19 protein-coding genes and 1 other RNA gene are annotated in these 23,024 nt (G+C 64.0%); 6 read left to right on the forward strand and 14 right to left on the reverse strand.

The genetic code is table 11. From position 1 onward, the window contains the following. Positions 1-43: 43 nt before the first annotated feature. The 4 genes from ACTIFE_RS18915 to ACTIFE_RS18930 are packed head-to-tail and all read right to left on the reverse strand — an operon-like array spanning position 44 to position 2,968. Positions 44-529 carry a GNAT family N-acetyltransferase gene (locus tag ACTIFE_RS18915; RefSeq protein WP_439530696.1) on the reverse strand — a complete coding sequence of 162 codons (486 nt, stop codon included), beginning with the start codon at positions 527-529 and terminating at the stop codon, positions 44-46. Further along, positions 519-1,097, reverse strand: coding sequence for a dihydrofolate reductase (locus ACTIFE_RS18920; RefSeq protein WP_439530697.1), 579 nt, complete (start codon positions 1,095-1,097; stop codon positions 519-521). The genes ACTIFE_RS18915 and ACTIFE_RS18920 overlap by 11 nt, the downstream gene beginning before the upstream one ends. A gap of 12 nt (positions 1,098-1,109) precedes the next feature. Continuing rightward, entirely contained in the window at positions 1,110-2,141 is a 1,032-nt protein-coding gene (gene glpQ, locus ACTIFE_RS18925) for a glycerophosphodiester phosphodiesterase (RefSeq protein WP_439530698.1), read from the reverse strand. Between the two features lie 32 nt (positions 2,142-2,173). Further along, a complete protein-coding gene (locus tag ACTIFE_RS18930; RefSeq protein WP_439530699.1) occupies positions 2,174-2,968 on the reverse strand; it encodes a thymidylate synthase in 795 nt (264 codons plus the stop codon). A 143-nt stretch (positions 2,969-3,111) separates the two neighbouring features. Between ACTIFE_RS18930 and ssrA the strand changes: the two genes are divergently transcribed. The 4 genes from ssrA to ACTIFE_RS18950 all read left to right on the forward strand — a co-directional run bounded on the left by ssrA (position 3,112) and on the right by ACTIFE_RS18950 (position 4,783). Beyond that, positions 3,112-3,470, forward strand: a transfer-messenger RNA (tmRNA) gene (gene ssrA, locus ACTIFE_RS18935). Positions 3,471-3,612: 142 nt separating this feature from the next. Further along, positions 3,613-4,194, forward strand: coding sequence for an SspB family protein (locus ACTIFE_RS18940; protein WP_439530700.1), 582 nt, complete (start codon positions 3,613-3,615; stop codon positions 4,192-4,194). A gap of 11 nt (positions 4,195-4,205) precedes the next feature. After that, positions 4,206-4,448, forward strand: a complete 243-nt coding sequence (locus ACTIFE_RS18945) for a DUF4169 family protein (protein ID WP_439530701.1) — start codon at positions 4,206-4,208, stop codon at positions 4,446-4,448. A gap of 107 nt (positions 4,449-4,555) precedes the next feature. After that, positions 4,556-4,783, forward strand: a complete 228-nt coding sequence (locus ACTIFE_RS18950; protein WP_439530702.1) for a ribbon-helix-helix domain-containing protein — start codon at positions 4,556-4,558, stop codon at positions 4,781-4,783. A gap of 130 nt (positions 4,784-4,913) precedes the next feature. On the opposite strand, the gene ACTIFE_RS18955 is transcribed toward ACTIFE_RS18950, so the two are convergent. The 4 genes from ACTIFE_RS18955 to ACTIFE_RS18970 form a co-directional block, all read right to left on the reverse strand. Continuing rightward, on the reverse strand, positions 4,914-8,834 hold the full coding sequence (locus ACTIFE_RS18955; RefSeq protein WP_439530703.1) for an AsmA family protein: 3,921 nt from the start codon (positions 8,832-8,834) through the stop codon (positions 4,914-4,916). Positions 8,835-8,998: 164 nt separating this feature from the next. Beyond that, the gene (locus ACTIFE_RS18960) at positions 8,999-10,411 is read right to left on the reverse strand and encodes an FAD-binding oxidoreductase (RefSeq protein ID WP_439530704.1); all 1,413 of its coding nucleotides are present in this window, start codon (positions 10,409-10,411) and stop codon (positions 8,999-9,001) included. A 122-nt stretch (positions 10,412-10,533) separates the two neighbouring features. Next, positions 10,534-11,568, reverse strand: a complete 1,035-nt coding sequence (locus tag ACTIFE_RS18965; protein WP_439530705.1) for a phytanoyl-CoA dioxygenase family protein — start codon at positions 11,566-11,568, stop codon at positions 10,534-10,536. Between the two features lie 121 nt (positions 11,569-11,689). Beyond that, positions 11,690-13,504, reverse strand: a complete 1,815-nt coding sequence (locus ACTIFE_RS18970) for an aminopeptidase P family protein (RefSeq protein WP_439530706.1) — start codon at positions 13,502-13,504, stop codon at positions 11,690-11,692. A 232-nt stretch (positions 13,505-13,736) separates the two neighbouring features. On the opposite strand from ACTIFE_RS18970, the gene ACTIFE_RS18975 reads away from it, so the two are divergent. Continuing rightward, positions 13,737-13,961, forward strand: a complete 225-nt coding sequence (locus tag ACTIFE_RS18975; protein WP_106753064.1) for a hypothetical protein — start codon at positions 13,737-13,739, stop codon at positions 13,959-13,961. 100 nt (positions 13,962-14,061) lie between these two features. Here the strand turns inward: ACTIFE_RS18975 and ACTIFE_RS18980 are convergent, their stop codons facing one another. The 6 genes from ACTIFE_RS18980 to ligA all read right to left on the reverse strand — a co-directional run bounded on the left by ACTIFE_RS18980 (position 14,062) and on the right by ligA (position 22,656). After that, positions 14,062-14,955 carry a 50S ribosomal protein L11 methyltransferase gene (locus tag ACTIFE_RS18980; protein ID WP_439530707.1) on the reverse strand — a complete coding sequence of 298 codons (894 nt, stop codon included), beginning with the start codon at positions 14,953-14,955 and terminating at the stop codon, positions 14,062-14,064. An 88-nt stretch (positions 14,956-15,043) separates the two neighbouring features. Next, complete coding sequence (locus tag ACTIFE_RS18985; RefSeq protein ID WP_439530708.1) at positions 15,044-16,369, reverse strand: ATP-binding protein; 1,326 nt, start codon at positions 16,367-16,369, stop codon at positions 15,044-15,046. Next, positions 16,366-17,127, reverse strand: a complete 762-nt coding sequence (locus tag ACTIFE_RS18990; RefSeq protein WP_439530709.1) for a response regulator — start codon at positions 17,125-17,127, stop codon at positions 16,366-16,368. The genes ACTIFE_RS18985 and ACTIFE_RS18990 overlap by 4 nt, the downstream gene beginning before the upstream one ends. Positions 17,128-17,197: 70 nt before the next feature. Further along, positions 17,198-19,669: an ATP-dependent helicase gene (locus tag ACTIFE_RS18995; RefSeq protein WP_439530710.1), complete on the reverse strand. Its 2,472-nt coding sequence runs from the start codon at positions 19,667-19,669 to the stop codon at positions 17,198-17,200. A gap of 533 nt (positions 19,670-20,202) precedes the next feature. Continuing rightward, entirely contained in the window at positions 20,203-20,499 is a 297-nt protein-coding gene (locus ACTIFE_RS19000) for a GIY-YIG nuclease family protein (protein WP_439530711.1), read from the reverse strand. A 3-nt stretch (positions 20,500-20,502) separates the two neighbouring features. After that, positions 20,503-22,656, reverse strand: coding sequence for an NAD-dependent DNA ligase LigA (gene ligA, locus ACTIFE_RS19005; protein WP_439530712.1), 2,154 nt, complete (start codon positions 22,654-22,656; stop codon positions 20,503-20,505). Between the two features lie 119 nt (positions 22,657-22,775). Here ligA and ACTIFE_RS19010 point away from each other — a divergent pair, with 119 nt between their 5' ends. After that, on the forward strand, positions 22,776-23,024 hold the full coding sequence (locus ACTIFE_RS19010) for a hypothetical protein (protein WP_439530713.1): 249 nt from the start codon (positions 22,776-22,778) through the stop codon (positions 23,022-23,024).

A 23,024-nucleotide genomic window follows, 5' to 3' on the forward strand; every position in this document is an offset into this window, starting at 1 on the left:
TGGGGCTCTTCACCCCAGATTTCAAGCTTTTCAGCCCCACTCCTCAAGTGATCGAAGCGTCGCGCCGCATGTGGACATGGGGTATCCCGTCCTCAAGATAGGTTTCACCATGCGGGCAGAACCCGTGCCCTGCATAAAAACGCTCCAGATGCGCCTGCGCCGACAGGACAATATCAGCGGCCGGAAAGGCCAGTTGTGTCCGTTCAATCGCCAGCTGCATCAAGCGATCTCCAAGCCGCAACCCGCGGAACGCCGGGGCGACGATGATCCGACCAAGCCGAACTTCGTCCTCGCCCAAAGCTCCCGGTGCAAAGCACCGCAGGCATCCGGCAATCTGTCCGTTCGATGCTTCGAGCAGAAGATGGTCCGCCTTCGGATCAAGACCGTCGATATCCGGATAGGCGCACTGCTGTTCCACAACAAACACGTCGACCCGCAGTTTCAACAAGTCGTGAAGCCGATGGGCGCCAAGCTCATCGAAGCGATACCACGTCGAGGTCAGCGTATCGCTCCGCGCTTCATGCGTCATGCCGCTCATCTCCTCGCCCCTGTCCGATGGGGGATTTCGTATCCGCAGTACCCAAACGGCGCTCAAACGTCATATAGGACACGTCAGCCGTATCGCGCTCGCCGCGACGACCGGGAACAAGCGACTTCAGGATCCAGAGCGCCGGATCGATTTCAGGAAACACCGTGTCCCCCTCCGGCGCTGCATGGACACGCGTAATCTCCAGCCTGTCAGCCAGCGACAGTGCCGCAGCGTAGAGCTGCCCGCCGCCGATCACCATGATCTCGTCCACTCCGTCCTGCCCTGCCCGCTGCGCCGCACATACAAGCGCGTCTTCAAGCGATGCAGCCCCCGCAACACCTTCGGGCAAGTGCGGCGCGCCCCGGCTGACCACAATGTTGAAGCGACCCGGCAGGGGCCGACCAAGACTTTCAAATGTCTTCCGGCCCATGATGACCGGCCGGCCAAGTGTCAAGGTCTTGAAGTGCTTGAGATCAGACGGAATATGCCAGGGCATGGTGTTGCCTGCCCCGATGATGCCGTTTTCGGCAACCGCCGCCACCAGGACGATGCTCAAGCGCCTGTCCATTGCCGCCCCGCCTTACTGTGCCAGCGCCGCACGGGCCTGATCAGGTTGATCGGTGAACAGCCCGTCGACCCCGGCTTTCGCGACAGCAAGCCGGATCAGTTCGGCAAACGTTGCAGCAAAGGGCGGCAGGCGGTCGGCGCGGAAGGTGTAGGGATGAACTTCAAGGCCGGCGGCTTGCGCATCCGCGACCAGCGATGTCACTTCGGCGATCCCGTCCTTGTTGTCATCGGTCAGGACCTGGGTCAGCGAAGGGCCGATGCCATTGGCGACCGACGCAATTTCCTTCAGTCCTTCAGGTTTGCGCAACTGGTCATAGTCAGTGCCAGGAGCCATGTTCCAGGCGTTCTCGCCGATCAGTTGCACCAGCTTTCCCTTGTAGCCAAGCTCGTTGCGAACCCGCTTGATCTCGTTGAAATCAAAGGACTGGATGTACACCAGATCATCGGCGCCATAGCCGGCGTCTTCCAGCACCCGCAGAACGGCCGCCGCCAGGTCCTGGCCTTCCTCGCGGTGGAAAGCCGGCGATTTCAATTCCGGATAGATCCCGGCAACCCGTCCGGTCGAAGTGTTCATGCCGCGGATGAACGCCAGTTCCTCGGCAAGCGTCGGAATGGTCAGCCCGGTCTTCTGGCGCGGAAAGCGACCCTTGAACGCCTGTTCGCCCTGCCTGTTGCCGCGCTCCAGCACATCCAGCTGCTTCAGTTCGCTGAGCAAGAAGTCAATGGCATAGTACGATCCGTCAGCCCGGGCGCGGCCCGCGAAAACCTCGGCAACATTCGTCGTCGCATTCAGCGTGATGTCATGCAGCACCACTGGCACTCCATCCTTCGACAGCACGACATCCTGCTCGATATAGTCAGCGCCCATGGCGTGGGCCATGGCCTTGGCCGCAAGCGTATGTTCGGGGACATAGCCGGAGGCCCCCCGGTGGGCGATGACCAGAACCGTGCCAGCATCCGCCCGGGCCGGCACCGTTCCGAATTCGAAGCAGGACAAGGCAAGTACGGCAAGGAGAAGACAGCGGGGCCGGGTACGCAGGAACATGGATTTTCCTTCAATCTTAAGGAGTTGTCAGGTCAGACCGCAATCGGCGCCTTGATCGCCGGATAAGGATCATAGCCCACCAGCTCAAAGTCCTCGTAGCGAAACGCAAAGAGATCGCGCACATCCGGGTTGAGCTTCATCACCGGCAGGGCACGTGGCGCGCGGCTGATCTGCAGCCGGGCCTGGTCGAAGTGATTGGCATAGAGATGCGCATCACCCAGGCTATGGACAAAGTCGCCGGGCTCAAGGTCACAGACCTGCGCCACCATCAAGGTCAGGAGTGCATAGGACGCGATATTGAACGGTACGCCGAGAAACACGTCTGCAGAACGCTGGTACAGTTGGCAGGACAGCCGGCCATCTGCGACATAGAACTGGAACAGGGCATGGCAGGGCGGCAAAGCCATGTTGTCCACCTCAGCCGGATTCCAGGCCGAGACGATCAGCCGGCGCGAGTTCGGCGAGGTCTTTATCATGCTGAGAAGATTGGCTATCTGGTCGATCGAGCGCCCGTCAGGCGCCGGCCAGGAGCGCCATTGCGCACCATAGACAGGACCAAGGTCGCCGTTCGCGTCGGCCCATTCGTCCCAGATGCTGACCCCGTTGGCCTTCAGATAGCCAATGTTGGTGTCACCGGCCAGAAACCACAGAAGCTCATGGATGATCGACTTCAGGTGCAGCTTCTTGGTGGTCACCACCGGGAACCCCCTGGCGAGATCAAACCGCATCTGATGGCCAAAGACGGAGCGCGTGCCGGTCCCGGTCCGATCCCCCCGGTCCGTCCCCTCCTCAAGAATGCGGCGCATCAGGTCGTGATATTGCTGCACGGCTTGCCTCGCTTTTCAGGTCCCGCAGGGGCTCATCCTGCTGGCGGTCTATCCCGGTCCGCGAACCGATGCAAACGGCGCGGACTGATCTGCCAGGACAATACCCGCAGCAAAGCGAGTCGCTCCACAGTCCTTTTAGCCTCCCCCTTTCAATCCTTGTCCTCAGCTTCTATATTGAAGGTGCCGGCTTGCCGGCTATGGCGATAAATTGTCAGTGGAATAAGCCTTTCGGACCCGGGGGCGGTACCCGGCGCCTCCACCCAAGCCCATCTTTTCAAGGTGAGTTTCGGCGGGGGCGAAATAGGATCGACGAGGGTGTAAAGACTGGGCTTTCGCTCGGCATGGTACCACCGATATCGGACCAAATCTGTAGTTGCCAATGACAACTATGCTCAGGACGTCGCTCTCGCCGCGTAATGCGGTGCGGGTTGTCCACTTAAAGTCCTGACGGGTAGCACCGGCAGGCGGGGTCCGGAGGCACCTGGCAACAGAAGCCTCCACTTCCTTTTGCCGGGTTGCGCTGTTGCGTTTTGCGCTGCATTGGTGGGAAGTAGAACGATGAACCGGACGCATCGGGCTTCCCTTTTCGGGCCGCTGACGCCAAGGTGCGACGAGACCAGAGACGATTCCGGCGGACGACGACCATGGCAGAAGACCTGCTCCGTTATGACATTCTCGTGCAGGATGCCCTTCGTGGGGCGGTGAAGAAGATCCTGGCCGAAGTCGGGCGCACCGGCTTGCCCGGCGAGCATCATTTCTACATTGCATTCGACACCAATGCGCCGGGCGTGCGGGTATCCTCGCGGCTGAAAGAGCGCTACCCGAACGAGATGACCATCGTCCTGCAGCACCAGTTCTGGGACCTCGCCATCGGCGAACACGCCTTCGAAGTTGGCCTGTCCTTCGGTGGCATTCCGGAGAAATTGCTGGTTCCCTACAGTGCGATAAAGGGTTTCTTCGATCCCTCGGTACAGTTTGCGCTGGAGTTCGAACCGGGGAAAACGGCTGAGCCCATCCCCGATGACCTGCTCGAAGCCGTCGGCGAACTGACGCGGCTTGAAACAGCCACCAAGCTGGAAGCCCGGGCAGACGACAAGCCCGCCAAGCCAAAACGCGAGGCCGCTGCGAAGTCCGAGGCGAAGTCCGAAAGCAAGGACGAGCCGGTCAAACCGGAAGACGGTGGCGCTGCTGTTGTCTCCCTCGACGCTTTCCGCAAGAAGACCTGACAGGTCAGGCCATGGCCGGTGACATCATCAATCTGCGCCAGGCCCGCAAGCAGCGCGACCGCTTGAAAAAAGAGGCGGAGGCCGCAGAAAACCGCCGAAAATTCGGCCAGACCCGATCTGAACGCGAACTGACGCAAGCGCGGCAGGACAAGGCCCGTGTTCATCTGGACGGCCACCATCTGGGAGACAGCGGTGACGCTGCCGAGCCGGAAGGTGCTGCTGACAAAGCTCCTGACAATTCTCCTGACACCTGACCCGGCTGGCGTCAGTCACCAGCCCGGTTCCACCTTGCGAAGCGGGTGAACCGGTTTATCCTCGACCCTGGCACCTGGAACTGGATGAGCCTGCTGGAGGCGCTGTGATGATGACCTTCGTCAAACGCTCCTTGAGCCTCAAGGGGCATCGCACTTCATTGGCGCTGGAACCCGAGTTCTGGCAGGTCCTGGATGAAATTGCCGTTCAGGAACAACGCTCTCTGGCGGGACTGATCGACCTGATCGACAGCCGACGTTCACCGGAGCAACCCCTGTCCTCGGCAGCGAGGGTGCATGTCGTCCGGTATCTGCTCCAGCGTGGAAACAGCGCCTGACTGGCAAAACCTCGGCTGAGTGCGAGAGCGACAAAGAGTAGCCAAACCTACCCCAAACCAAGCCCACAACGCGACAATTCGCACCCCTCCGATACACGCAAGGAACCGGACGACAGGCTGACGCCGATCTTCAGTTGCGCGGGGGCGGATAGGTGATCACGAGACCATTCGAGTCCGTCACATATCGGGGACCCTGCTGCACAGGAACCGGTTCTGCCGGGCGTACCCGCTGGCCTGCCTGGGCCGTCGGGCGCGTCGCCGATGACGGGATCAGGCGCAACGGATCGGCACTTTCGAGAACCTGCTGCGGCTCCGTCACCGGACCGATCTCACGGGCCGGTTCCAGCGGCGGCAGGGCCGTGGCGGATTGCACCGGGGCACCGGCCAAGGCGTTGGCCGGAACATTTTCCGGAACGCTTGCAGGAGTGCGGGCATCGAGTGTGGAGCGGATGCGATTCTCGAAGTTCAGAAGATCACCGATGGTATCGCCATTCTTCGGCGGAGCCGTCGAGGCGGGAGGCTGAACGGTGCCTTGCCGCTGCGGGGCAGCCGGAGCCGGCGCTTCAGCAGGCGCTGCAGGTTCTGCAGGGGCAACAGGGATCAGGCTTGCCGCCCGTTCCTGCTGGCGGCGTAGGGCCTCCTCGCGGAAATACTTCACCTCGCGCATCAGGCGGTCCCGTTCGAGGATCTCGGCCTGAAGCCGCTCAACCCGTTCCACCTCCTGCTCGAAGGCGCGCAGGGTCAGGAAAGCGGTGAAGGGGGCAACGTCGATCCGCCGCTCCGGCTCGGCGAGCGGGCCGCTGAACAACAGGGCCACCTGCGGCTCGGCGCCGGCGACAGCGTCGAGGCCGGCATCCACTTTCAAAGTGATGTCGCTATCGAGCGTCCAGTCATTGAGGTTGACCAGCGCCTGACCGGACAGGCCGGCGTCGTCCGCGTCAACGGCGACATTGCGCAGGGCAAGCCGGCCGCCGTTGAGAGCCAGGCTGCCATCGAGACGTTTGAGCGCCAGCGACCCGGCATCCAACTGGCTGGCGAAGACCTCCCGGATCTTGTCGTCCTCAAGCGCGAGCCCGGCGTCGGCCGCACGGATGACGAGATCGAAGGCAGCCGGATTTATCGACCGCAGCTCAGCATCGGACAGTTGCAGGGTACCGCCACCGGACAGATTGGCAACGACGGCGGAGATCGAGCGTCCGGTTCCCTGAAACTCGCCGGACAGATCAAGACCGCCAGTAGCCGACGCCCGCCCGGACGGATGCCAGACGAGATCCTCGAGCCTGGCACCTGCGACCTGCAATGTGCCGCTCAGCGCAGCCTCCGGGCCAGTGCGGGTCAAGGCAAGCTGGCCGGTGACCGTACCACCAGCCAGACTGGTTTCCATGCCCTCCAACCGCAAAAGGTCGGGCTTGAGGCGGAGCTTCGCAGTCAGCGGACCAAGGACGAGATCATCGGAGACGAAGGTCTCGGTGGCGCGCAGATCCAGGCCCAGATCCAGATGCGGCAGTTGCAGCGGGCCAAAAGCCGCCTTGGGCCAAGTCTCGCCGTCCTCGGGTTGCAGCCACTGATCCGCCCCGAGCAACAATTCCGACAGGGCCCTCAAATCGAGAGCAGAGAAGTCCAGCGCCCCGGTCAGACGCCGCAAACCGGACGCATCGCCGGGCTGCAGATTGCCGGCCAGGCGCCCCGCCACTTCGACGCCGGCAAAGCGTCCCTTGAGATCGTCCAGCGTCAGGCTGGTGCCTTCGCCAACCACTTCAAAGGTAAAATCCGCCCCGATCTCGCCGGAGAGCACCGGCAGGACCTTGCCCCACAGGAGTGCGATCGGCGCCAGATCCTCTACCTTTGTCTTCACTTCCGAAGCGTAACGCGGCTGCGAGCCTTCGACGAACTGAAGCTCACCCGTCGCGTCCAGCCTGGCATCGCCTGCCCGCGCCAGCACGCTCATGGCCATGCCGTCTACGGGCCGGCCATTCAGCCGCGCCTCGATCTGTCCGGCGTCAAGGCTCCCTTCGGTGTCGATATCAAGCCCGATCTGCCGCACCAGGACGGCCGCGTCAGGCCCCTTCAGGCGCAGGCTCGCAGCCACATCCCCTTCCCGCCAGGTATCGGTCCGGCCGGCAAAGCGGGCCGACAGCTCCAGTTCGGCACCTGCGGCCTGGCCTGAAATGCGCAGATCCGTATCGCTGCCATCCGCAGTCGCCTGCGCTTCGAGCCGTGCTGCAAGCTGCGCTGGAACCAGATGATCGGCCGCACGCATCAGCTGGAGCGTTACGGGAGATTCCGGGGCGAGGTCTTCGGCAAGGGCGACAATGCCTGCGAGCGACCTTGCGTCCACTTCGGCGGTAATCAGCCCGGATGGCGAAGTTGAGATGTTGTCGATAGAGCCACTGGCCTCGATCCTCGCGCCGGCAAAGTCCGCCGCCGAAAGGCTGGAGATCTCGAGGTCATCCCCCGCCAGGGCGGCTTCAAGCGACAGGGCCTTGCCGTCAATGCCGCGAATGGACAGTTCCCGGGCTGACAGACGTAAAGAAATGTCCGAGGACACCAGCGCGCCGGCGACTTCGGGCTGGCGCACCAGACCACTGAGGCTGGCAAGCTCATCAAAATCCAGCCAGTTGGCATCAAGGCTGGCTGCAAAACGCCCCCGTCCCGATCCGTTGGTCTCGTAGGACATCGAACCGGTCGCGCGTGCGCCGGCCAGATCAAGGGTTGCTCCGGTCAGCGACCAGCCGCCGCGCTGGAGCGCAACCCGTCCGTCAACTCCAATCGCCCCCCCCGTCACCATGCCGGACTGCGTCCTGTTGAGCCAGGCAACAAGCGCCTGGGGCTGGGCAGAGTTCAGCGACACCGTTCCGGCATAAGACATCTCGCGGCTGGTGGTAATCTCGCCCTGGGTTGTCAGGTCGGTGCGTCCGGGCAACCGGGCGGCCAGTCGCGCGACGCGCCAGCCACCCACGACGGTTTCCAGATCCAGCCGCGTTGACTGGATGATCCCGCCGCCGACAACGATCGCCGGCACGTCGAGTTCGATCTGGCCCGGAATCGGGGCTGTCGGAATATCAGCGATAAAGGCCAGGATCCCGTCACGGGCGGCAGCAAGTCCAACGGGCTTCTGCGGACCCTCGCCAAGAATCCGGTCAAGATCGACCTGCTTGGCGCTGGCCCGGATTTCAAAGCGTCTCGGCGCGGAAAGGTCTATCCGGCCATCGCCCTTGAGGCTGATGGCGCGATCTTCCGGCCCCATGCGCAGGTCAAACGTGGGGACCGTCAGGCCGGCAGGGCCGACGACGGCCTGACCCTCCGCGCGCCAGACGCCAGCCTCCGTCGCACCCCCGACCGAAGCGACGGTGAAGCGGCCGTCAAAGCCTGGCGCCCCCGCATCCTGCGTCACTGCCCCGTCGACGACCAGTTGCAACGGCTGCAGGGCAGGAACAAGCTCGGCCCGCAGCCGCAATGGACCATCCGCCAGCCGTTCCCCGGTGGTCAGGCGCAGGGAATAGGGTTTGCTGTCATGCACCAGGCTGCCGTCAACCTTGAACGGGCCTTGCAGCGAGCGGGCACTGACGGCAACGTTGACGTTCTCGACTTTCTGGCTGGAACTGTCGCGGGCATCGAGCAGGGTGATCGAGCCATTGTCGATTTCGATCTGGTCGAAAGCAATGTTCTTCGGGTCGAGCCGCGCCAGTCCGGCCGATCGGGTGTTGTCCGTCAGCCAGTCGAGCCGGCCGTATTCGTCCATCGCGAGGGTCAGTTGCGGCCGTTCCAGCCGCATGTCGAGAACCCGGATCTCGCCCTTCAACAGCGGCGGCAGTTCCACCCGCATCTGGAAGCGCGAGACAATCAACAGCGGATCTTCGGCCTCGCCAACGCGCACGTCGGTGAAGGTGAGCGTCGGGGCCGGCAACAGGCTCATGTCCGCCTTGCCGAGCACCGTCACCTTGTGGCCCAGCGCCTCCTCGGCATAGGATTCGAAGGTGGAACGATAGGCTGTCCAGTCGACAAAGAACGGCCCGACCAGCGCCGTCAGCAGCGCCAGAATGATGACCACGCCTGCCGTGATATAGACCGAGTTCAGCTTCGTTCTCCAAAGGCTCTGCCAGTCCGATGCCGGATGATCCGGATTGGACTATACGAAGGATTCAGGCCGATTGCGGCTCCAGTGCGGCAAGGGCGCAGCCGGCTGGCCCGCCCCTGCAGATCAGATCAAGATGATCAGACCGTGACGATCTTGCCTGGGTTCATGATGTTCTGCGGGTCGAGCGCCATTTTCAGCGTACGCATGACGTCCAGCGCCTCGCCATGCTCCCGCTTCAGGTATTTCATCTTGCCCTGGCCGACACCATGCTCGCCGGTGCAGGTTCCTTCCATCTCGATGGCACGCCAGTTGAGGCGCTCGACAAAGGCTTCCGCCGCTGCAATCTCGTCTGGCTGGTCCACGTCAACCAGCACCATCACATGAAAGTTGCCGTCACCCACGTGACCAACCAGCGGCGCGATCAGGCCTGAAGCGGCAATGTCCTCCGCAGTTGCCGCAACGCATTCGGCAAGACGGGAAATCGGGACGCAGACGTCGGTCGTCACGGCCTTGCTGCCGGGGCGAAGGCCGGTTCCGGCGAAATAGGCATTGTGGCGGGCGGTCCAGAGCTTGGTCCGTTCCTCCGCCTGGGTCGACCATTTGAAGGCACCGCCGCCGCAGTCGGCGGCGATGGCCTCGAACAGTTCGGCCTGTTCCTTGACCCCATTCTGGGTGCCATGGAACTCCAGGAACAGGGTCGGCGTCTCTTCGAGGCCAAGGCCGGAATAGGCGTTGCAAGCCTTCACCTGCAGCGCATCAAGCAGTTCGATGCGGGCGACCGGGATGCCCGACTGGATGGTCATGATGACGGCGTTGCAGGCGCTTTCCACGTCCGGGAACGGGCAGACGCCGCCGGAAATGGCTTCCGGCTGGCCGAACAGGCGCAAGGTCAGCTCGGTGATGATGCCGAGCGTGCCCTCGGAGCCCACAAACAGACGGGTGAGATCATAGCCAGCGGAGGATTTGCGGGCGCGGCCACCGGTGTGGATGATCTTGCCCTCGGCGGTCACCACGGTGAGGCCCAGGACGACATCCTTCATCGTCCCGTAGCGCACCGCATTGGTGCCGGAGGCGCGGGTAGACGCCATGCCGCCAAGGCTGGCATCGGCACCCGGATCAATCGGGAAGAACAGGCCAGTGTCGCGCAGATAGGCGTTGAGCTGCGACCGGGTGACGCCCGGCTGCACCACGCAATCAAGGTCCTCGGCATGAACGGCCAGCACCTTGTTCATGCGCGAGACATCCACCGACACGCCGCCGCCAGGGGCATTGACGTGACCTTCCAGCGAGGAGCCCGTGCCGAACGGAATGACCGGGACGCGGTGCTCGGCGCAGATGCGCACGATCTCGGCGACCTCGTCGGTGCTTTCGGCGAAGACGACGATGTCCGGCGCCTGATTCGGCAGCCAGGACGTGGTGTGGCCATGCTGCTCGCGAATGGCGGAGGAACGGGCGCAGCGCTCACCAAACCGGGCAGAGAGTGCCGCACCGGCGGCCTCGATTCCAGCCTCGTTGCGACGGACAAGCACCTGCATGGCTGCCAGGGACATCGGATCCTCCTTCAGTCTTTTTGCCCCGTTTCCGGGGAACCGGGCGAACCCTAGCAAATCCCTCCGCAGCACCAAAGGCTTCATGTTGATCTGACGTGAAATGACCTGTCGCGCCCGATGGCTCAGATGCGCGCCGGCTCACCGACCTTCACCTTGCCAACATGCCGATGCGAGGTCGGCTTGCCGGTGAGACGTTCCTTGAGGTCCATGATCTGGACATGCAACTGGCCCTGCCGTCCGGCCAACCCCGGCAACAGCAGCGGATCAAGCCCGGTGAAAGGAAGGAAGGGATTGCGCCGGAGCGAGCCATAGATGCCGATGCGCACCGAGGGTCGCAGGCTTTCGCCACGCGCATGAAACCCATGGGTGTCAGCGACGACGAGCGTGTTTGCCGGAACTGCCAGACTGACCGGTTTGGAAAAGCCGCGCGAGGTCAGTTCCTCGCGGGAAATCCGGAACGAGCCGCGTGCGTGCAGCCTGTCAGGATGGGCGGCGGCAATCAGGCTCTGCTCGTGTTCGAATGCCCGCCGCTGAGGTGTCAGGCGGTGGGAGCCGGGGACATATGTGAAGGGCCCCTCCTCTTCCTTGACATCATAAAGGAAATACCAGGCCTTTGCCGTCGGCTGGAAGGTATCGGAGTGGAAATGGGTTTGCGGATCCGGGCTGCCGACGTCGGGGACGGTCAGGACCACATGCAGGAAGACAATCGGGTCGCCGGCGGTGGAGGCGACGTATTTCAGCGTGTTCTGGAACAGCCCACCGGTCACGAAGCGCTTCAGGAAGGGCAATCCCGCAAGCACCTCGGGTGGCAAGGGAATAAAGCGGGTGACGGCATTGCCCTGACGCATCTCCCAGGCCTCAAACAGGTTGGCCTCGATTTCGGACCTCAAGCCGGCCAGTTCGTCCTCCGGCAAGGCATCGCGCCTGCAGATGAAACCGTCGCGGGCATAGGCGGCACGATCTTCCGGCGGCACCAGATCCGCAAGCCGGCGGCGGCGCCAGTCCGACATGGCCTCGGCCAGTTGCACACGGCGGACATGCAGGCCACGTGCGTTCAATGCGGGGCTGCCGATGATCGGATTGTCGAGAAAGGACTTGGCCCCGGTGGCGAGTTCAAAGGTCCACCAGGGAGCTTTCACGAAAGACATGAAGCGCATGGGTACTCCGCAGCACGGCTTGGGAACAGGCCGAATTGCATCATACGCAGATGGCACAAACAAGACAAAGGGCCGCGCCGGGAAGCCGGTACGGCCCATTTGTGGGAACTGGCCGCAGGCCTCAGACCGGCTTGGTCGCAGCCTCGAGCCAGATGCGGGTGCGGGCGTCGAGGTGAGGACCAACCTCCTCGTTGACACGGGCGTGGTAGCGGTTGAGCCAGTCGCGCTCCTCGATGGTCAAAAGCGCGGGCTCGACGAGGCGGCGGTCGATGGGCGCGAGCGTCAGCGTTTCGAAGCCGAGCATCGGCCGTTCACCGCCGGAAATGTCCCGCGCCTCGGTGACAAGCTCGAGATTCTCGATGCGGATGCCGTAGGCGCCAGCCGGGTAATAGCCCGGTTCGTTCGACAGGATCATGCCCGGGCGCAGCGGCTGGGTGCCGGTCTTGGCGATCCGCTGCGGCCCCTCATGCACGGACAGGAAGGAGCCGACGCCGTGGCCGGTGCCATGGTCATAGTCGAGACCGGCCTTCCACAGGGCGATGCGGGCGAGCGTATCGAGTTGCGCACCCGTCGTGCCAACGGGGAAGCGGGCCGTGGCGATGCCGATATGGCCCTTCAGCACCAGCGTGAAATGCCGCTTCATCTCCGCCGTCATCTCGCCCACCGCAATGGTGCGGGTGATGTCGGTGGTGCCGTCCTCGTACTGGCCGCCGGAATCGATCAGGTACGGCCGGCCGACGGGGATCTTGATGTTGCTCTGCCGGTTGACCCGGTAATGGCAGATCGCGCCGTTGGCGCCGGCGCCGGAGATGCTGTCGAAGGAAATGTCCTTGAGCACGCCGGTGTCGACGCGGAAGCGTTCCAGGGCTTCGGCGGCGGAGATTTCATCGAGGGTGCCGGACGGGGCGTGGTCATCCAGCCAGCACAGGAAGCGGGCGAAGGCGGCGGCATCACGCAGATGCGCGGCGCGGGCGCCAGAAATCTCGACCGGGTTCTTGATCGCCTTGGGCAGCAGGATCGGATCCGGCCCCTCGACCAGCTTGCCGCCCGCCGATGTGATGCAGGTGGCGATGGCCTCGCCCGCAAGATCCGGGTCGACCAGCACGCTCTGGCCGGCCGCACCCAGCGCCGACAGGGCGGCCAAGAAGCCAGATGGCTCGGCAATATCGGTCAGTGTTGCCAGCGTGTCGCGGACGGTGTTGGACAACTTGCGCCCGTCGATGAAGAGCTGTGTCTCGCCCTTGGCCGACAGCACGGCGAAGGACAGCGGGATCGGCGTGTGTATCACATCCGAGCCGCGAATGTTGAACAGCCAGGCGATGGAATCAGGCTGGGTGATGACCACGGCATCGGCGCCGGCCTTGGCGACCGCTGCGGCGATGCGGGTGATCTTGTCCCTTGCCTCCTCGCCGGCCTTGTCCATGGGCTGCAGGCTGACGGCGCCGAGCGGCGCGGCGGGACGATCAGCCCAGACCGCATCGACCGGGTTGTCCGTGACGGCGACCAATTCGGCACCGGCAGCGGCGCAGACCTGCCACAGGCGGCGGGTGCCGTTCAGCGTGTGCAGCATCGGATCAAAGCCGAGCTTCATGCCGGGCTTCAGGCGGGCGGCGAGCCAGTCGGCCGGCGGGGCCTCGATCAGATGATGCGGCTCGAACAGCGCGCAGTCGACCTCATCGCGCACCTGCAGCGTGTAGCGGCCGTCGATGAAGATCGCGGCCGCATCGCCGAGCACAGCGGCAACGCCGGCCGAACCGGCAAAGCCGGTCAGCCATTGCAGGCGGCAGTCGCAGGGCGGGACATACTCGCCCTGATGCGCATCGGCGCGGGGGATGAGAAAGCCATCCAGCCCGCGGCGGGCAAGTTCGGCCTTGAGCGCAGCAAGCCGGGGGCGGCCAACACTCGGATCGGTGACGGTGTCAAAGGTCTGGAACATGGCCAGACACTAGCCAGAGGCCGCGCGCCGCGCAATGCCATTGGCGATCGCCAGGGCGGGGAAATGGTTAAGAATCAGTTTCCTGCTGCGCTGCAATACAAATAATTCGCACATGCGAAATCCGCAGGGCAGTCATGCGAAACCGTGCCTTTTCGCAGGGCCGGTCGAGGCGCATATTCGTGTCAACAACGGCCGGGCATTCCGGTTTCTCTTGAACGAATGGAGTAAGACCATGGCTCTTTCGACCGCCACTTCGACTGGCCTTATCGGCGAAGGCCGTCGCCCGGCTCGCGGCCTGTTCCGTCGCGCCTTCGACCACATGATCGCCGCCCGCCAGAAGCAGGCCATGCGTCATGTGAACAGCTACCTGCTGTCGCTCGACGACGCCACGCTGGCCCATTACGGCTATGACCGTGAAGAACTGAAGCGTCAGGGCGCTGCCAGCACCCTGCTCTGAGGTTCACTCAGGCATCCGGCTCGGCTTGATCCGACAAAACAGGCGGCATGCGGTTCAATCAACCGCAGCCGCCTTTTTCTTTGTCCGTGATGCGACAATGTCAGTGCGCGTGCACCCCGCCACGCACCAGGGTCAGCGTGATCCAACCGTTCTTCTCCCAGCGCCGCGCCAGGCGGAAGCCTTGGGTGCTGTAGGCAAACAGGATACGCGGGCCATCCTCGACACGCAGGCCTGACAGGATCAGGGTCGCATCAGCGGTCATCCGCGCCGAGATCGACTTCGCCATCTGCATCAGCGGACGGGCGAGGATGTTGGCGATGACCAGATCAAACGGACCAAACTCGGCAAAGCGCCGGTCCTCGACGCCGGCGGCCGTGAAGGTGCGGATGAGATGCGGCACCTCGTTGAGGACCGCATTCTGCTGCGCCGTCTGCGTGGCGACGGGATCGATGTCGGTGGCAACCACGACCTGGCGGGCGAGCTTGGCGGCGGCAATCGCCAGCACGCCGGTGCCGGTGCCCAGATCCAGGATCCGGTCAAAGCGCCAACGGCCAACCAGCCGGTCGATCTCGCGCAGGCAGCCTTCGGTGGTCCCGTGATGGCCCGTGCCGAAGGCAAGCGCTGCCTCGATCTCGATGCCGATCATGCCCGACCGCAGCTTGTCGCGGTCATGCGACCCGTGAATGAGAAAGCGGCCCGCAGCGACGGGGGCAAGGCCCTCAAGGCTCTTCTCGACCCAGTTGAGGTCTTCCAGCAACTCAGCCTGCGGAACAGCGTCAAAGGCATCCGGACCAACGGTTGCCAGAAGCTCGGCAATCGCCTCCTCCGGCTCCATGCCGAACATCAGGATCTCGACCGCCCAGGTCTTGCCGTCCGGGGTGAACTCATAGACGGTGACCGGGTTGCCCTCGTCCTCGAAGGCCTGCTCGATCACGCCATAGATGCGCTTGGCTTCCTGTTCGTCGGCGGTGATCCGTAACCTGACCGTCTGCATTCTGTCCTCGGAGTGTAGCAAGGGAAGCGCCGATATAACCGCCCCCCTGAAAAACAGCCAGCCCAAAGCGCCGGCAGATGCAACAGCATCACGCTGCAGGCAGTTGCATGCGTGCGGTCAACCCGCCACCGGGCGTATCCAGCAGATCCAGCCGTCCGCCGTGGCCTTCGGCAATTGCCCGGGCCGTGGCAAGACCAAGGCCGAAGCCGGTGCCCTGCCCCTCTCCCATCGTGCGGGCCGCATCGCCGCGCTCGAACGGCTCGATCAGGCGGTTCATTTCCTCGCGCGTCAGGCCCGGCCCATGATCGACGACCTCGATCACGACCAGGTCATCCTTGCCCGAGGCCCTGACGTCGAGACCGCCGGCATGACGATGGGCGTTGTCGATCAGGTTGGACACCGCCCGCACCAGCTCGCTGACGCGGCCGTTCACGACAAGCCCCGACGCGCAGTGCAATCCCAGCGCGATGCCCATGTCCTCATACTGGTCCTGCACCGACAGCAGCAGGCTGGGAAGATCGACCGGCGCCGTGCGTTCTCCGGTGCGTCCTTCGCGCAGGAAGGTCAGCGCCCCATTGATCTGCCCTTCCATGACGGACAGATCGGCAAGATTTCGGCTCTTGAGGTCGCCCTCCGGCATCAGGTCCAGACGCAGGCGCAGGCGTGTCAAGGGCGTGCGCAAGTCATGCCCGATGGCCGCCAGCATCCGCGTGCGCCGCTCGATGAGATCACGGATGCGCACCTGCATCCGGTTGAAGGCAGCAGCAGCGGCCCGGACCTCGCGGGGGCCTTTTTCCGTCAGCGATACCGGATTCCCCGGCCCTTCGCCGAACACGGAGACGGCACGCTCAAGCTCCGACAAGGGACGAACCAGAGTACGCACAGCCCAGACCAGAAGCATGGCCAGGCTGAGGGCAAGAAACAACAGGATCTGCAAGAACGGATTACCCAGAAGCCCTCCGCCGCGCTTGGCAAGATGGTCCGCCCGGATCCGGCTGCCATCATCCAGGGCGATTTCGACGACCAGTTCCTTTTCCTTTCCCAGCGGCTGGGCGCCCAGAAGACGCATGCCGTTTGTCAGATCCACCGGCACCAAGGGATGCCGTAAAATATCCTCCGGAACGCCCAACACGGGCTCTCCGGGCGATACCAGTTCTATGTGATAGTGGCGGTTCGCCGCATTCAACGCATCAACGAGGCCCGGCCGTTCTGCCTGACCAGCCTCGTTCAACGTCTGCAAAGCACTGCCAAGCATCAAAAGCTCGGAAATCGACCGGGCATGCTGGGGCACGGGCCGAAGCAAAACAAAAAACGCAAAAACTAAGGTGGTGATCAGCACCAAGGCAGAAATCATCACCAGCATGACCTGGGACGCGATACGATCCGGCCAGAAATAGTCCTTCAGCGCCTTCACGCAACGCTCACTTCGGCGACAAACTCATAACCGCCGGCCCGCACGGTCCGGATGTATTGGCCGCCGCTCGACGAGGGTTCGAGTTTCGAGCGCAGGCGACTGACAAGAATGTCGATGTTACGGCCTGTGGAACTGATGTTCACACCTGTCGTCAGGTCCACCAATTGCTCCCGGCTGAGCACGCGACCGGGGCGCTCGCAGAACACCTGAAGCAAGGCCAGCTCGGCCGGGGTCAGGGTCACGATGGCCCCTTGCCGGTTGTGCAGGCTGTGCGCAACGCAATCGAGCACCCAGCCATCAAACCCGAGCCGTCGCCCGTGCAGCGACGGCACTGCCGCGCCAAGATCCATGCGACGGAACAGGGCACGGATGCGGGCGATCAGTTCGCGCGGGTTGAACGGCTTGGCGAGATAGTCATCCGCCCCGACCTCAAGCCCGATCACCCGGTCGAAATCATCGGATTTGGCCGAAACAATGATGATCGGTATGGCACTGGAGGCGCGCAGGCGATGGCAGATGCTGAGGCCATCCTCGCCTGGAAGCATCAGGTCAAGCACAATGAGATCGACCCGGCTCGTCTCCATCAGCCGTTGCATTTCAACGCCGCTGCGGGCGAGCGAGACCCGCCACCCGTGCGCCGTCAAATGCTGCTCCATCAGACAACCGATCTCCGGATCGTCCTCAACGATCAGCACATGCTGGCTGGCGTGAAGGGCCGCACCTGGCCGGACAGACTGAAGGGAGACCGCGTCTTTCATTCACATCATCCAAACGTTGCCGGCCAAATGCTGCCGGCCAAACGCTGCCAGCTCGCCTAGCGGCCTTCGCTCAATGGCGCTCGACGAAACTGTCGATCACCCGCTTCTCGCCGGCTTTCTCGAAATCGATCGTGAGTTTGTTGCCCTCGATCACTGTGATGCGACCATAGCCGAACTTGATGTGAAACACCCGCTCGCCTTTTTCAAAATTCGACGGCGTTTCGGAGGTGGAGCGGGCAACCAGTTGCCCTTCGATGGTCAGCGGCCCTTGGGCCCGCGTGCGGGCAGAGCGCATGTCGGATCGGTTGCCTTGGTCCTGATTACCCGCCTCGCGCGCGCGCTGCGCCCGCTGCCAGCCCGGCGTCGAATAGGTGTTCTGGAACGGATCGCGCGCGTCGAAGCGGGAGACGCCATAGGCGTTGCCGCCACCATAGCCGCCCCCGCTGTAGCCACCGTAGCGGGTGGAGCTTTCCACCACCTCGACATGTTTTTCCGGCAACTCGTCCAGGAAGCGGGAGGGGATGCTGGACTGCCACGACCCGTGAATGCGGCGGTTGGAGGCAAACCAGATCTTGGCCCGCTTGCGCGCCCGGGTGATGCCGACATAGGCCAGCCGTCGCTCTTCCTCGAGGCCGGCCCGGCCGCTCTCATCCAGCGCGCGCTGGTGCGGGAACAGCCCCTCCTCCCAACCCGGCAGGAACACGGTGTCGAACTCCAGCCCCTTGGCCGAATGCAGCGTCATGATCGACACCGCATCGGCGGCATCGGCAGAATCCCGATCCATAACCAGCGCGATGTGCTCAAGGAAGCCCGGCAGGGATTCGAACTCCTCCATCGAACGGACGAGTTCCTTCAGGTTGTCGAGACGGCCCGGTGCTTCGGCCGACCGGTCCAGCCGCCACATCTCGGTGTAGCCGCTCTCGTCCAGGATGATTTCGGCCAGTTCCGAATGTTTCATATGGACGAGCTGCGCCCGCCAGCGGTCCAAGCTGGCGATGAGATCGGACAGGGACTTGCGCGCCTTCGGCTTCAACTCTTCCGTGCGGCAGAGCTGGGTGGCGGCCTCCAGCAGCGGGATGCGGCTGGCGCGGGCCAGTTCATGCACCAGCTTCAGGCTCGCCTCGCCGAGGCCACGCTTCGGCGTGTTGACGATGCGCTCGAAGGCCAGATCATCGGCCGGCTGCACCACGCAGCGGAAATAGGCCATCGCATCGCGGATCTCGAGCCGTTCATAGAAGCGCGGGCCGCCGATGACCCGGTAGTTGAGGCCAAGCGTGACGAAGCGGTCTTCGAACTCGCGCATCTGGAACGAGGCGCGCACAAGAATGGCAATCTGGTTGAGCGAATGACCCTGGGTCTGCAGCGCCTCGATCTCCTCGCCGATGGAGCGGGCTTCCTCTTCCGAATCCCAGGACGAGGCCACCGTGACCGCTTCGGCTTCCGGGTCCTTGTCGTCGGTGAACAGCGTCTTGCCGAGACGGCCCTCGTTGTGGGCGATCAGATGCGAGGCCGCGCCCAGGATGTGGCTGGTGGAGCGGTAGTTGCGCTCGAGGCGCACCACGACGGCGCCCGGAAAATCGTGCTCGAAGCGCAGGATGTTGTCCACTTCCGCGCCGCGCCAGCCGTAGATCGACTGGTCGTCGTCGCCGACGCAGCAGACGTTGGAATTGCCCTGCGCCAGCAGTCGCAGCCACAGATACTGGGCGATGTTGGTGTCCTGGTACTCGTCCACCAGCATGTAGCGGAAGCGGCGCTGGTAGTCCTTCAGAACGTCCGGCTGGGTCTTGAACAGGGTGATGCAATGCAGCAGCAGGTCGCCGAAATCGGCGGCATTCAGCACTGACAGGCGGTCCTGGTATTCGGCATAAAGCTTGCGGCCCTTGCCGTTGCCGAAGGCGCGCGCCTCGCCCTCCGGGATGTCCTTCGGTGTCAGGCCGCGGTTCTTCCAGCTGTCGACCACAGAGGCGAACATGCGCGCGGTCCAGCGCTTCTCGTCGAGGCCCTCGGCCTGGATCACCTGCTTCATCAGGCGCAGCTGGTCGTCGGTGTCGAGGATGGAGAAGCCCGACTTGAGGCCGACCAGTTCTGCGTGATTGCGCAGGATCTTGACGCAGATCGAATGGAACGTGCCGAGCCAGGCCATGCCCTCGACGCCGGAGCCGATGTAGCTCGCAATGCGCTCGCGCATCTCCCGTGCGGCCTTGTTGGTGAAGGTGACCGCGAGGATCTGCGACGGCCAGGCGCGCTGGGTGGCGAGGATATGCGCGATGCGGGTGGTCAGCACCCGGGTCTTGCCGGTGCCGGCACCGGCCAGCACCAGAACCGGGCCATCGACGGTTTCCACCGCCAGCCGCTGTTCCGGGTTGAGGCCGGCAAGATAATCGGCGGCAGCCGCCTGGGGCGCACCTTGCCGCGCCGCGAGCGCCCGGGCCGCGATGCTCCCGCCCTGTGGCCGATGGGTGGGCGCGGGCGTTGACGGACCCTGGTCATAGGCCGCGTCGATCTCGCTCCAGTCGTCGGAAAATCCCGTGGGCACGCTCATCCATCCCGCCGCATGTGGTTACTCACAGAGAACAATATAGCAACAATGGCGGCAAGAGCGAGGCGGATAGGGGCGTTTTCCCGTGGTGTGAGGGGGTTGGGGGACCTAATCGGCTGTCATGCCAGCGAAGGCGGGGCCAGTAGCCACCTGCTTCCAGCCACGCCTGCGGATACTGGATCCCGGTCTTACCGCGTTGCGGCAAACCGGGATGACAGCGAAACGGCATCGCTGAAGTCAGGAAATCGCGCAGCTCCACCAAACTCAAATTGTCATCCCCGCGAAGGCGGGGATCCAGTAACCACCTCCCTCCAACAGCGCCCTGCGGATACTGGATCCCGGTCTTGCCGCGTTGCGGCAAACCGGGATGACAGCGAAACGGCATCGCTGAAGTCAGGAAATCGCGCAGCTCCACCAAACTCAAATTGTCATCCCCGCGAAGGCGGGGATCCAGTAACCACCTGCTTCCAGCTACGCCTGCGGATACTGGATCCCGGTCTTGCCGCGTTGCGGCAAACCGGGATGACAGGAGAGAATCAGACAAGACCGGGAAACAGATCGACCCAATCCGGGTTCCGCTCCTCGATGAGGCGGATTTTCCAGGCGCGGTTCCAGCGCTTGAGCTGCTTCTCGCGGTGGATTGCCTGCTCAACATCATCAAATAGCTCGTAGTAGACGAGCCGGTGAACTTCATAGCGCGCCGCAAACCGGCTTCCGATGCCTAGCCGATGTTCGGAGATCCGGCGGAGGAGATCGTTGGTCACTCCGATGTACAGCGTGCCACCCAGCCTGCTGGCAAGCATGTAGACGTAGTAGTGGTGGCCACCGACCATCCCTCACCCGCCGACCAGATCGAACCACTCGTCTTCGGTAATCACCTCGATGCCGAGGTCCTGGGCGGTCTTGAGTTTGGAGCCGGCGCCGGGGCCGGCGACGAGGAGGGTGGTCTTCTTGGAGACAGAGCCCGCGACCTTGGCGCCCAGCCGTTCGGCCATGGCCTTGGCCTCGTCGCGGGTCATGCGTTCGAGGGAGCCGGTGAAGACGACGGTCTTGCCGGCCACCGGCGAGCCGGACGCGTCGATCTTCTCGGCGTCCAGCGGGGTGACTTCGGCGAGCAAGGCCGCAAGCGCTTCGCGGTTGTGGTCCTCGGCGAAGAACTGCACCACGGCTTCGGCCAGCGTTTCGCCGATGCCGTCGACGGCGTTGAGATCGGCCCAGGCGTCGCTGGCGTGATCGAGCGCGGCCGTCATCGCGGCCTCGAACACGCCCCAGGAGCCATAGGCGCGGGCGAGGAGCTTGGCGTTGCCCTCGCCCACATGGCGGATGCCGAGGGCGAAGATGAAACGGTGAAGGTCTATGCGGCGGCTGGCGTTGATCGCCTCGAACAGGTTCTTCGCCGAGACCGCGCCCCAGCCGTCGCGGTTGCGCAGCTTGGTCAGCGCCGCCTTGTCGCGCGCTTCCAGAGTGAAGATATCGGCCGGCGTGCGCACCAGCCCTTCGGCAAAGAAGGCATCGATCTGCTTGTCGCCGAGGCCCTCGATGTCGAAGGCATTGCGCTGGACGAAATGCTTCAGCTTCTCCGAGGCCTGGGCCGGGCAGATCAGGCCGCCGGTGCAGCGGCGCACCGAATCAAGCCGGCCGGTCTTGGCGTTTTCCTCGCGCACCGCATGGCTGCCGCAGGCCGGGCAGACGGTGGGGAAGACGTAGGGCTGTGCATCGGCAGGCCGGCGCGCGAGGTCGATGTCGACGATCTGCGGGATGACGTCGCCGGCGCGCTGGATCATCACCGTGTCGCCGATGCGCAGATCCTTGCCCCCACGGATCGGCTCGCCGTCCATGCCGATGGCCTTGATGTAGTCCTCGTTGTGCAGGGTGGCGTTGGAGACGACGACGCCGCCGACGGTGACGGGCTCGAGCTTGGCCACCGGCGTCAGCGCGCCGGTGCGGCCGACCTGGATCTCGATGTCCTTCAGGACCGTGTAGGCCTTCTCCGCCGGGAATTTGTGCGCAATGGCCCAGCGGGGGGAGCGGGAGACGAAGCCGAGGCGCTGCTGCAGGTCGAGCCGGTCGACCTTGTAGACGACGCCGTCGATGTCGTAGCCAAGGCCCGAGCGGTCCTCCTCGATGCCGTGATAGACGGCCAGCAGTTCCTCGACGCTGGTGCAGCGCTGCATGCGCGGGTTGACCGCAAAGCCCCAGTCGCCGAACTGGCGCACCATGTCGTACTGGGTCGCCGCCGGCACCTGGCTCATCTCGCCCCAGGCATAGGCGAAGAAGCGCAAGGGCCGGGAGGCGGTGATCTCGGGATTGAGCTGGCGCAGGGAGCCGGCGGCGGCATTGCGCGGATTGGCGAAGGTCTTGCCGCCGTTGGCCGCCATGCGCGCGTTGAGTGCGGCGAAATCGGCGTGCGACATGTAGACCTCGCCGCGCACCTCGACCACCGCCGGAACGCCGGCGGGCAGCCGGTGCGGAATGTCTGCAATGGTGCGGGCGTTGGGAGTGACGTTCTCGCCCACCGTGCCGTCGCCACGGGTGGCGGCGCTGATGATGACGCCGTTCTCGTAGCGCAGCGACAGGGACAGGCCGTCGATCTTGGGCTCGGCCACCACAACCAGATCGCCCATCAGCGGATCGAACTTGAGGAAGCGGCGGACGCGGCCGACGAAATCGCGCACGTCCTCGTCGGTGAAGGCGTTGTCGAGCGACAGCATCGGCACCGGATGCGTGACCTTGCCGAAACCGTCAGCCACACCGGCCCCCACCCGCTGGGACGGGCTGTCGGGGCGCACCAGGTCCGGGAACTGCGCTTCGATCTCGGCATTGCGCAGGCGCAGGGCGTCGTAGTCGGCGTCGGAAATGGTCGGGGCGTCTTCGCCATGATAGCGCCGGTCGTGGCCGGCGATCTCTGCGGCCAGCCGTTCCAGCTCGGCGGCAGCCTCCTCGCGGGTCAGGCGGTCGGCGGCAAGGGCGTTAACAGGCAAGTCGCTCATGGTCGGTCCGAAGGCTCACAGGAGGATCACAACAGTGCCGGGGTAATGGAACCAATGCGGCAGCTCAAGAGTTACCACCCCGGACAACGCGGTTAGGCCACACCCTACAGGAGATCACAATGGCATACGAAACCAATGGCACGAATGTTCGCTCGGCTGGCGCAAGTGCGGCCTGGTTCATCGCTGGGGCACTGCTGGTCGCCCTGATCGGTCTCGGCCTCTACGCCTATAATGGCGGCTTCGCCAACGACAACAAGGTCTCGATCGAGCTTGAAGTACCGAACGTCGACGTTCCGAAGGTCGAGTTGCCGAAGGTCGAACTGCCAGAGCTGAAGACCGAACCGATGCGCACGCCCACCGTCGAGTAA

The organism is Pannonibacter sp. (assembly GCF_051860505.1).
In the GTDB taxonomy this organism is placed as follows: Bacteria; Pseudomonadota; Alphaproteobacteria; order Rhizobiales; family Stappiaceae; genus Pannonibacter.